This is a genomic window from Peribacillus frigoritolerans (assembly GCF_040250305.1).
Taxonomy (GTDB): domain Bacteria; phylum Bacillota; class Bacilli; order Bacillales; family DSM-1321; genus Peribacillus.
Genome location: NZ_CP158190.1, coordinates 2,917,223 through 2,928,771 on the forward strand (window position 1 = coordinate 2,917,223; position 11,549 = coordinate 2,928,771).

Sequence of the window (11,549 nt, forward strand, 5' to 3'; positions counted from 1 at the left end):
TCCCTCCCGGAAATGTAGTTTTCATCTTCTACTATAACTCAACAAACTGCGATAAAGATTACAATTTTCACTTTTTTACGAATAATCAGCTTAGAAAGTCAAATTCACTTTTAATTTCCCTCGCACACTATTAATAAACCAAATTTCCTCAGCGTTATTAAGGTCAGCCTTTGAAATGGGTTTTTCCATGATTTCCTTCTTCCTGATCAAGTCTTGACGAAATGTTCCAGCAAGCAGACCTGCTTCCACCGGAGGGGTATAGAGTTCACCATTTATCTTCACCACCACATTTCCGTTCGTGAATTCCGTGATGAATCCTTCTTCATTCCAAAGCAAAACATCATGGAAGTCAGGATTATTCATTTGAAAGCCTTCATATACATCACGATTGGTGGTCTTATGAAATAGAAATGGATTTGCACTTGATATTGGAGTTTCAGCCAAGATAGCCGTAAATTCTGATTCAATGGGCTTGATTGCTTGTCCAGAGACTTCAATTTCACCATTTTCATGAAGTAATACCCTTACCTTTTGTAACGTCCCTTGATTCATATCCGCATACTTTTGGAGTTGATCTCTAAGATTCAATTCAGGGAACCGGTAATCGAAGTAATCAGCGGATTGTTTCATCCGATCGATATGATCAGTCAACAAATAATATTCGCCATCGCTGAGCTTCATCGATTCCAATAGTTTGTAAGCAGGCCTTTCCACCGTCAATAATTTGGCTTTTAAAAACGCTTCGTCATATTCTTCAGATAGCTCGGAATCCCAAGTGATTCCACCTCCTACCCCATACTCGGCTTTCCCGGTTTCGTTATCGATCACGACCGTACGAATCGGCACATTAAAAACGGCTTCGGATTCAGGGGTGATGAACCCGATTGCACCGCAATAAACTTCCCGTGGTGAATTCTCGATATCAGCGATGATTTCCATCGTTTTAATTTTAGGTGCCCCTGTTATCGATCCACAAGGAAAAAGAGCCCTGAATATATCAATGATTGTTGTTCCTGGATTCGTATCGGCCGTAATCGTGGATGTCATTTGCCAAACGGTCGGATATTTTTCAATTGCCTTAAGCTGTGGAACCTTGACGCTTCCTGGTTCTGCAATCATTCCCAAATCATTTCTGAGCAGGTCCACAATCATGTAGTTTTCTGCTTGATTCTTTTCCGAGGCTGCTAACCAGTCTGCATTAAGCTGATCCATTTTCAGTGTCGTTCCCCGCTTTACCGTTCCTTTCATTGGCCGAGTAATCAGCTGACCATCTTCCCAACGGAAAAACAACTCGGGTGATGCAGATAGGATTCGATGTGTCCCCACATTCAAATATGCACTATAGTTCGAGCGTTGAGCTCTCTTCAAGCGATCAAAGAAAGCGAAGTCATCTCCTTCGAACCTGGATTGCAAACGCATCGTGTAATTGACTTGATACGTATTGCCTTTCTCGATTTCCGATTTTATCATTTGAAACCCGGAATGATAGTTATGTGAATTCGTTTCTGATTGCCATTCAGCTAAATTAAAAGCCCCTGTCATTTTTTCAGGTAATTCTTCTTCCGGTTTATCGAAAATCCCGAACCATAATAATGGCATTTTGGCTCCATCTTTTACTTTAAAAGATTTTTCAAAAGCAGGTGCCGCTTCATAGGAAACGTATCCCGCTGCATAATGCCCCTGTTCTATCGCTTCCTGGACTTTTTGGAATTGGGGAATGACATCCTCAATTGAATGGGCGGTGAACACTTTTTTCGGGTTCGTAAAATATAGAGGCCTGCTGTCACCTTGTTTATCTGTGAAGTGAAATATTAATGATAAAGGATCTTCTCGTTTCATTCTTGTCTCCTAACTTTGTTTATGAAGTAAATCGGTATGTATTTTATAAAAAAGCTTGCAGACACGGAATCTGCAAGCTCATTCTTTGACACTTATTTCATTCCAGTAACCTCTGCAATGATTTCATAAGAACGAAGTCGTGCAACCTGATCATAAATGGCAGAGTTTATAATCATTTCGTCCGCCTGCGTTTCATTTAAAAATGCCTGCAACTGCTCTTTAACCTCTTTTGGATTTCCTATGATGGAAGCGTTCAGCTGCTTCATGACAATGGCCTTTTCATATTCTGTCCAAAGGCCTTCCATTGTATCAACTGGAGGAGCAAGTTGACCGGGCGTGTTCCGTATCAAATTCAAGAACTGCTGTTGATAAGATGTAGCAATCCTTTGCGCTTCTTCTGTAGTATCAGCTGCAAAAACATTGACACCAACCATGACATAAGGTTTATCGAGAACGTCGGATGGTTGGAAATTATTGCGGTAACGGGCTAAAGCTGGTTGAGTATTTTCAGGGGAAAAATGACTTGCAAATGAAAATGGCAATCCCAGCTGTGCTGATAATGCTGCACTGAAGCCGCTTGAACCAAGCAGCCAAATCGGGATATCCTGTCCTTCGCCAGGGATGGCGCGAACACGATTATGTTTGGAATTCGCATCTAAATAACTGCGGAGCTGCGCCAATTGTTCAGGAAAATCCTGACCGTTATTACGTACGTCACCCCTGAGTGCCATGGCTGTATATTGGTCGCTTCCCGGAGCTCGCCCAAGCCCTAAATCTATTCTACCAGGATACATTGCTTCCAATGTCCCAAATTGTTCTGCGATAACAAGCGGTGCATGATTCGGCAGCATTATGCCGCCAGAACCGACGCGAATTCTTTCCGTCTTTCCCGCAACATGGCCTATAAGCACGGACGTTGCAGAGCTTGCGATCCCTGGCATGCTATGGTGTTCTGCAACCCAGAAACGGTTATAATTCCATTGCTCCACATGCTTGGCTAAATCTACTGTATTTTTAAAAGCTCCCGAAACTGTACCACCCTCAACGATTGAAGCCAGGTCCAGAACGGAAAAAGAAATGTCGCTAAGTTTTTTTGCATGTTGATCAGCATTCATATCTTCATCTTCTTTCTTTCAATTATGATAAATTGGACGCAAAGCCATCATATAGAAAATGCACACAAAATGCACACAAAATGCTCGAACGGATTAACTGTTAAGAATTTCCCTGGCAATCAAACGAAATGAATTAAGCCTATCCTCCAACTTATGAGTGATGGTTATCAGCATGATTTCATCTGCTTGATATTTCTCCTGAATCTCGTATAGCCGATACTTCACTTGTGAAGGAGTACCAAAAATCAGTTTTTCATGCATCGTTTCCATCAGTGCTTTTTCTTTTTCAGTCCAATCATGGCTCCTTACCTCTTCTATGCTTGGAACCTGCTTTCTTCCACCTTGTCCACTTTGAATTTTCCATAGAATGTTGCTAAGGGCAATTTCTTTCGCATGTTCCTCCGTTTCTGAGCAAATGGCCGAAACCGTAACGATCGTTTTAGGTTCTTTAAGCAACCCTTTTGTTTGAAAGTGTTCACGGTACTGATGAAAGCTCTGCACTCCATCATTTTCACTCATGAATTCACCAAACGCGTATGCAGTCCCATTCTCAGCGGCAAGATTTGCACTTTTCCCGCTTGTTCCCAATATCCATGGTTCAGGCGGCACCTTTGGGATAGGAGCAGCAGAGACATTTGAAAATGGATGTTCATTCGGAAATTCATCTCTTAGAAAATTCAACAGTTCTTGAACTAGTTCAGGCATTTTATAAACATTCTGAAGAAAATTATCGGATAATGCCATCGTTGCTTCGGCAGATCCACCAGGAGCACGCCCGATTCCCATATCAATCCGGCCAGGAAAAAGTGTAGCTAGCATATTATAAGTCTCTGCTATCCTGTATGGCTTATAATGTGGAAGCAGCACTGCCCCTGAACCAATTCGGATATTTTTTGTTTGTGCACCAATATAGCTTATCAAAACCTCTGGAACGGAACAGGCCAATCCTGGGAGATCATGATGTTCAGTTAACCAGATTCTGCTATAACCAAGTCTATCTCCTTCTTGTGCGAGTTGCAGTGAAGCCTGTAAGGCTTCTTGTGCTGATTGTCCTGATGCAATTGGTGATTGATCCAAAATGCTAAGTTTCATTTTGTTACCTCCTTTCTAGTCTTTCGTAATTTAATGGTAAATCATAACTAGTCGAAAGTCGCCTGAAACGCTTGCTTTGTTATTTTAGTTTGCGGCCTTTAGCAAAAAATATAAGGAGCTGAATTCAAATTTGGGAGTATGAGTAAATGGTATATTCTAGCGAGGTTTTTGATTTAATACATCAAGAAGGCAAGTGACATAAATGGTCGTCACTTATTCTATCGAGGTCTTTTTAGGGATATATGTAAAAAAGAAAAGCCCTTTTAAGGGGCTTTCTAGTTTGTAGACAAAAGGAGTTCGGAATTAAAAAATTTTGAACCCCTTTTGAAATTCCCTCTGAATTTCGCCTAAAGTTAAGAGATTGGGGGCTCTACGAGCCCACTATCTTATGCCATTTTTGGTCCTCGCCATGTCCAATTGGTCATCTTCTTTAAATTAATGGCAGCGAAAGTAAGCATCGCCTGCATCGACAATTTTTTAAGTCCCCTTAAAGTAGTCCAACGCATACCATGCTTTTCTTTTGCATCTGCGAATACACGCTCATTCGTTTCTTTACGCTTCGCATATATAGGTTTTACATTTTGATGATGACGCAGATGATCTGCTTCTTCCACATGTGTTTGCCAGATATGCCGTGTCACCAGGTTTTAATACTTCTATTTTAAAACAAAAATAACTCTAGGCAAAAGTGTTCTATCTAAAAGGTAAGACAAAGTTGATTGGAACGGAAGGTACGAGACTCCTGCGGGAAAAGCGAGTCTAGGGGAGACCCCGCAGGCGAAAGCCGAGGAGGCTCCCGGACCGCCCGCGGAAAGCGAGTGCCTGTAGTGGAAATCAACGTCCAAATTGTACAAGCCATAAAAATAGACAAACTCGATTTTCATCGAGTTTGTCTACAGTCTGAAAAGCCCTTTTAAGGGGCTTTCCAAAGCTATTCACTTTTTTTGAATTGAGATAGTAATTCATCCGCCATTATTTCCGAATCCAAACGAGCCGCTATATATGGAGGCTGGACCCGATTATTGGACTCTACGGGCAAACCTAGCCAGACAACTCGTTTATCCAAGATGATAAACGAAAAGGAAACAGGTGAACAAATAAATTGATCAGAGTGGATATCAGGGTTTCTTTTTGCTGAAATGATCGTCAATTTCACTGCAGGGTTTCGTTTCATTAAATATTGCTGCCATTCTTCTGACAAACTGTTCAAATCCGGAACAGCAAAAACCATCTCTTGTTTTGTTGAGTCTATATCTTCCTGAAGGTCCCCCAATTTACGGGCATGCATCCATTGTAATCTCGGATGCTGATGTTTAACCCATTTTCCAATGTCTTTCTTTGATACAATCTGATCATTTTGAATTTGATGATCGACAAGCTGACGAAGTGTTTTGCTGCGATAAACGTGTTTGTTAACAAATGAAGTGTCACATACATGTACGAACTTTCCCTTTGTCCTTGTTATGGCCACGTTAATGAGCCTTTCACTTTCTCTCCCTGTCAATAACATTCCAGCCCTGTTTTGCGGATAACTATCAACTGTGTCAAAAATCATCATCTCCCGTTCACTTCCCTGGAACCGATGTACAGTTGCAGCGATGATATCCGCCGTTTGCCGTTCTTTGTCATATAAGTCATCCAATAGTTTTTCCATCAAATCCGCCTGGGCACGATATGGGGCGACATAACCGATTGATCTTGCCCCGCCCACATAAGCTTCATGAATCAGTTGAAAAGATAAAAGCAATTGCCATATATTCATTCTCGAGTGGGATGTGCGTTCAGTGATGCAATATTCCCCTGCTAAGCTAGTATCGAGCAGTGCCGCTGCCTTATTGGCAAATGGTTCCGCCAGCATTATTCCCTCCCTGCTGGTCGCAACACTTTTATGATCGCCAACATAATTGTTATAGACGACACGATTAGTGAATGCTGAAATATCCGGATGCATGCGGCGCTGTTCCTTTAATAGGAATAAATGGGGATGAAGTTCTCCTTCTTCAACAGACTGGGCGACACCAGCCCGATGAAAAATGTCTTCCTTCAGCCAAAGTTTCACTAGGGAATCTCGAGCCGAAGCAATAGGCGGCAATTGTTTGAAATCACCACAAACGATAATATGCTTGGCTAACGCTGCAGCAAAAGCCACCTGAGGTACGTATGCCATACTCGCTTCGTCCAAAATGACCAGATCATATTCCTTTTGATAAACCGTTTCATCATTTGCGGCTTTAGCCAAGGTCGTTCCGATGACTTTTGCTTCTTTTACGAATTGAATCTCTTTTTGGCGGATTTTCTCCAAGACTTTGGCCAGCTTTTTCTCTATCTCAATTAATTGATCTGTATCCCTTTTACTGAAGGACCCTGCCAAGTCATGCTTTAACAGACGTTTCTCTTCGCCAAGCTCTTCTTTTTCTTTAATTAATGTCGGTTCATGTTTACCTAATAATTGCCCTGTAACAATATCATCATGAATGGCTAGTGATTCACCGATTTGAGATCCATAGCGAAGCACATCGCCTTCTTTGAAACGATCTTTCTTTTTAATGAATGACGAAATTTCAGCCATCAAAACATCGACAGCCTGGTTGCTATGGGACAAAACCAGAACTTTTTTATCCTGTAAATAATGATTGGCTACTGTACGAGCCAATGTATAGGTTTTTCCTGTTCCAGGGGGTCCCCAAACAAAAGTGACAGGGTTGAATTTCGAGCGCGCATATAATTCTTTCACGCTGCTTTGTTTTTCAATTAAAGGATGTTTTTGCGGCATGGACGGATCCATCAGGCGCTTGATCCGAAGCCTTTTCCTTTTGCTTCTCTTGGTTTCATCCAAGCGGATGATCAATTGCTCAAGCAATTCCCAGGGGTCGTGGTATAAAAAGGCTTCATCGATCATATCACCTAGCGAGCGATCAAAAACAATGATTATACTTTTCCCTTCAGATGAGAGGATTCTTCCCTCCTGCTTAATCCCTCCCCATTCCAGTCGAACGAGGGAACCGACAGGGATTTTTATCGATGAACCTGTTTCGAAATAATAGTTGAAAGAATCGTCACCTGTAAGCAGATGGCCGTTCGAAACCAGGTATTTTGTACTGCCATATTTTTTTAAATGCAGGATTTCAAGTTGAAGCGCCTGCTGCCATTCTTTTATATAATTAACTGTCGAATTCATTTTTCACTTTCCTCACAAAATATGCCATTGAACAAAGAAACTGGCCCATTGGCTAGGCTCCGAAGTAGAAAGTAACGCTGTTACCCAGACTTTTTTTGCGCATTACCTGTTTCATAAGCATATAAAATAAGGCCCAATCAATAGATTGGGCCTCTCCTACGCCAATGTTTTAACTATAGCATTTTTTAAACATACATACCATGGGCTCTTTTGGAAGAAATGGTTTAGATTAGCCTTCTGTCAACTCAGTGAATTGGTCGACAAGATCGCTGAAAATCTTCATTGCGTTTTCGATTGGATCAGGTTTAGTTAAATCTACGCCTGTTTTCTTAAGCAGCTCCAATGGGAAATCGGAACTCCCGCTTTTCAAGAAGGTCAAATAACTTTCAAGTGTTTTTTGGTCCCCAGAGAGGATCTTATCAGCGATAGTGATGGCTGAAACGTAACCAGTAGCATATTTGTAGACATAAAATGGACGATAAAAGTGTGGGATTCGTGACCAGCCATACTTCACTTCTTCATCGAAAATCATTTCATCTCCATTATAAGCCCGAAATATCGATTCATAGGCTGTATTAAAAACCTCGGCATTTAGAGGTTCATCATTTTCAGCTTTTTCATGTACGATCTTTTCGAACTCCGCAAACATCACCTGTGTGAAGAATGTTCCTTTAAAACTATCTATGAAATGGTTAAGTAAGTGTTTTTTCTTCTGCACGTCTTTTGTAGTCTTGATTAAATGGCGAATCAAAAGGATTTCATTCACAGTGGAAGCAACTTCAGCGACAAAAATGGAATACCCGGCACTTATTTGCGGTTGATATTTTGAACTATAGTATGAATGCATACCATGTCCAGATTCATGTGCAAGTGTAAAGACACTGTCTAAATCATCACGGTGATTTAATAAAATGAAAGGATGAACACCATAAAGTCCTAAATTGTAAGCACCTGACCGTTTTCCAGGTGTTTCCCTGACGTCGATATATCTTTTTTCCTTAAAGGTTTTCAAGATTGTGATATACTCTTCGCCAAGAGGCTTCAGTGCTTCAACCATCAAAGAAAAACCATCATCGTAAGAAATCTCCTCTTTAGCGCCTTCGACTAATGGCACACTTAAATCATAGGCACGCAATTCTTCTACACCCAGCAATTTTTTTCTTAAATGAATGTATTTATGCATGGGTCCGATATTTTGCTTAGTAGACATAATCAAATTATCATAAACCTCTTTTGGAACTTGATCCCCAAATAAGGATTTTTCCAAGGCTGATGGATAATTTCTTAGTTTTGAAAGATTCACATTATTTTTGATTGCCGTGGCAAGTGTGGAAGCGATTGTATTCTTCAACTGTACATATGGCTGATAATAGGCGAAATAAGCCTCTTTTCTTTTATCGCGATCATCGTCTTCAATCAATTTGGAATACATTCCCCGCGTCAGCTCTACCCTCTCGCCGTCTTCATTCGTAACTTCCCCAAATTTTATATCCGCATTGTTGATCATCCCGAACGTTTTTTGGGGTGCTGAAAAGGCTTCGCCTATTTGGGAAAGCACCTCTTCTTGTTCTTTCGTTAACACATGGGCTTTATAGCGGAAGGAATCCAGTAAATCCTCTTCAAAATATTTCAAACCCTCGACTTCTTTTATGTACCCTTTTAATGTTTGTTCTTCCAGGCTTAGAAGAAACGGCATGAAGAATGCAGAAGCATTACTTATTTTCTGCCCTAACTTACCAGCTCGATCCAGCAATGCTTGTGATGAGGTGACCCGTGTATCCAAATCGGCTTGAAGCATGGCAAATACATATAGCTTGTTATAAATGTACCCAACTTCCTCACTTAACCGTAAATACTCAAATAAATCTTGAGCGGACTGAATATGCCCATCGTAAGTTTTTAATTTTTCTGTCATCTTAAGGACTTCTTGATAATCTTTTTCCCAATTAGCCTGATCTTCGTAAATATCCTTTAAATTCCAAGTTTCTTCTATCTTTAATTCGTCACGTGATTTAAACGTTTGCATATCGTCTGCACTTCCTTTCATGCTTATAGCTTACCCTTTATTATAATCGACTTTCAGAAAAATCTGCATAGAAAAACCAGTATGCTAAAAATACATACTGGTTTCCCCTTTAAAGAATTAGAATTTTGCTGCAGTTTCAGCAACTTTCGCCAATCCTTCTGCAACGATATCCTGTGAGCGATCTGGGTATTGATTATGTCCCTCGATTACGACCGTTTCTGGGTTTTTAATGCCCCATAAGTTTAAATTCATCGTTACGTATTTCTCAGCCATTTCGCCAGCATCCATTCCAGGCAATGCATAATCGGATCCGCGTGCATTAAGTAAAGCCACTTTTTTATCTCCAGCTAAGCCGACTGGGCCTTCCGCTGTATATTTGAATGTTGTTCCCGCTTGGGCAAGATAGGAAATATAAGTTACCAATGGTGCTGGAACCGTTGCGTTCCATAGCGGGAAGGCAAATACCACTTTGTCTGCAGCAAGAAATTGATTCAAGTATTGTTGCACGATATCGGCAATCTCCACTTCTTCTTCTGTCAATTCCATGCCTTGGTTGCGTTTATATAAGGCAGTGATTGCAGTATTTCCGTAGTAAGGCAAGTTCAGTTCAAATAAATCCAATTCAGTTATTTCATCGCTACTATTTGCTTCCTTATATGTGTTCAAAAACGTTTCATACATTTTGACACTGATTGCTTGATCCGCTGGACGGTCATTTGATTTAACAAATAATACTTTAGACATTTTTGTTCCCCCAATTGTTAATTTTGTATGTTTTTTTTAAAATAGCATTTAATCCGTATATCTCGAATTAACTGCAATTACTACTTTCACATTATAAAACTGAAAATCTCATAAGGCAAGAAATATGTTTTTTATTTTCATTTTACATTTCATGAATTTGCGCGCCTGTATTATTTTATCCCGACGCCCTCTAAGTAGCGCGAAAAAAACCGAGAGCATTTGCCCTCGGTTAAGTTAACTCTTTATGATGGAAGGGGCACTTACCTTTTATCGGTTCTATATCATCCCCTATGAAAAATTGTTTCCATTCATTATGATTTACATCTCCAAAGTGACTTATATCCGGATGTTTAGGAAGGTTATCCCATTTCTCCACTCGTTCACGAACCTTTTCACGAGACATGATTCCGCCTTTTTCCGTTCCTTCCAAGCCTTCAAATATCATCCGGGGTTGGAATCCAAGTACAAGGCTATTTCCTAAATCACGGGTTTTACGCTGTTTATAAGCAGGTGCATTACCAAAGACAAAGATTGGCTCCCCTGCAAAATGATAGTCCCATAAATAATGCTCAGGGTCTTTCGGCTTTTCAATTGGCCAAGGTTTTTCATCCGCTTTATGCAAGTATTGCAGGATATCCCAAAACCTTTTACGGTAAAATTCTATATCACCCTCTATTGATTCAGGCTCCATAAAGACGAAAAGGCCGTGCCTGATATATGGCGGTTCCTGAAATAAATCAAGAAAGCTTTCCACTGCTTTTGGGAGATTGGACCAATCTTTCTGTGTTATATAAGCATAACGAAGTTCCCCTTTATTTTCAGCTTTCATACCAAAATAACAAGGAAAGGTTTTATCGGTCACTGTATTATGGAATGTTTGATATTCCTTAATTAGCCATTGCGGCACTCGATCGGGATTTGTCATATCTTCTTTTGTTAACAAACTTGAATTAGCAGTCAGCATCATTTTTCTCCTTAAATCGTTTTATTATATGTTACCCGCTTTAAATAAACTAAAACTTCTTCGGAGCGCAAAGCAGCTCAATCAGGTGCCCCTATATAATTACTTCTTTATTAAAGAGTTTATGACTTCCTCAAGGTTCATCGTAATTCAATTAAAAAACATTCATTCTGCATGTTAATCATTTTTTTTTAGGATAACCTAAGAAAAAAATAGGAGTGATTTTTTATGGCAAGGAGAAGGAAAATTCTAGTATCTGAAGCGAGAAAAGGACTCGATGATTTAAAAACCAAAGTTGCTGGTACAAAGAATCCCGAAGAAGCAAAGTTTGAAGTGGCAAAGGAAATTGGCGTACCGCTGAAAAAAGACTATAACGGTGAGCTGACATCCAAGCAGAATGGAAAAATAGGCGGAAAATTAGGCGGAGGCATGGTCAAGGAACTTATAAAGATGGCACAGGAAAACTTAGGAAAAAAACATTAACAAGAGTCGATCCCAGGTGGTAGTGCTCCACCTCAAAAGCTCATATATAGAAACGAACAGACTTAACGAAAAAAAATTTGGGACTTAACACTTTGGATGGCATTAAACTGT

The 11,549-nt window shown here is 40.2% G+C and carries 8 protein-coding genes and 1 pseudogene; 1 reads left to right on the plus strand and 8 read right to left on the minus strand.

Going from position 1 to position 11,549, the window contains the following annotated elements:
- Positions 1–90: 90 nt before the first annotated feature.
- The 8 genes and pseudogenes from pabB to ABOA58_RS14375 form a co-directional block, all read right to left on the minus strand.
- Entirely contained in the window at positions 91–1,839 is a 1,749-nt protein-coding gene (pabB, locus tag ABOA58_RS14340; protein WP_350298927.1) for an aminodeoxychorismate synthase component I, read from the minus strand.
- 92 nt (positions 1,840–1,931) lie between these two features.
- Positions 1,932–2,954 (minus strand): LLM class flavin-dependent oxidoreductase, encoded by a 1,023-nt coding sequence (locus tag ABOA58_RS14345; RefSeq protein WP_350298928.1) that lies wholly within the window; start codon positions 2,952–2,954, stop codon positions 1,932–1,934.
- A gap of 93 nt (positions 2,955–3,047) precedes the next feature.
- Positions 3,048–4,046 carry an LLM class flavin-dependent oxidoreductase gene (locus tag ABOA58_RS14350; RefSeq protein ID WP_350298929.1) on the minus strand — a complete coding sequence of 333 codons (999 nt, stop codon included), beginning with the start codon at positions 4,044–4,046 and terminating at the stop codon, positions 3,048–3,050.
- Positions 4,047–4,432: 386 nt separating this feature from the next.
- A pseudogene (locus tag ABOA58_RS14355) lies at positions 4,433–4,690 on the minus strand (transposase); the annotation flags it as partial.
- Positions 4,691–4,977: 287 nt separating this feature from the next.
- Positions 4,978–7,224: an AAA domain-containing protein gene (locus tag ABOA58_RS14360; RefSeq protein WP_350298930.1), complete on the minus strand. Its 2,247-nt coding sequence runs from the start codon at positions 7,222–7,224 to the stop codon at positions 4,978–4,980.
- Between the two features lie 229 nt (positions 7,225–7,453).
- The gene (pepF, locus tag ABOA58_RS14365) at positions 7,454–9,250 is read right to left on the minus strand and encodes an oligoendopeptidase F (protein WP_350302877.1); all 1,797 of its coding nucleotides are present in this window, start codon (positions 9,248–9,250) and stop codon (positions 7,454–7,456) included.
- Between the two features lie 117 nt (positions 9,251–9,367).
- On the minus strand, positions 9,368–9,994 hold the full coding sequence (locus ABOA58_RS14370; RefSeq protein WP_350298931.1) for an FMN-dependent NADH-azoreductase: 627 nt from the start codon (positions 9,992–9,994) through the stop codon (positions 9,368–9,370).
- Between the two features lie 229 nt (positions 9,995–10,223).
- The gene (locus ABOA58_RS14375; protein ID WP_101225402.1) at positions 10,224–10,958 is read right to left on the minus strand and encodes a YqcI/YcgG family protein; all 735 of its coding nucleotides are present in this window, start codon (positions 10,956–10,958) and stop codon (positions 10,224–10,226) included.
- Between the two features lie 225 nt (positions 10,959–11,183).
- On the opposite strand from ABOA58_RS14375, the gene ABOA58_RS14380 reads away from it, so the two are divergent.
- Positions 11,184–11,438, plus strand: coding sequence for an alpha/beta-type small acid-soluble spore protein (locus ABOA58_RS14380; protein ID WP_350298932.1), 255 nt, complete (start codon positions 11,184–11,186; stop codon positions 11,436–11,438).
- Positions 11,439–11,549 lie beyond the last annotated feature (111 nt).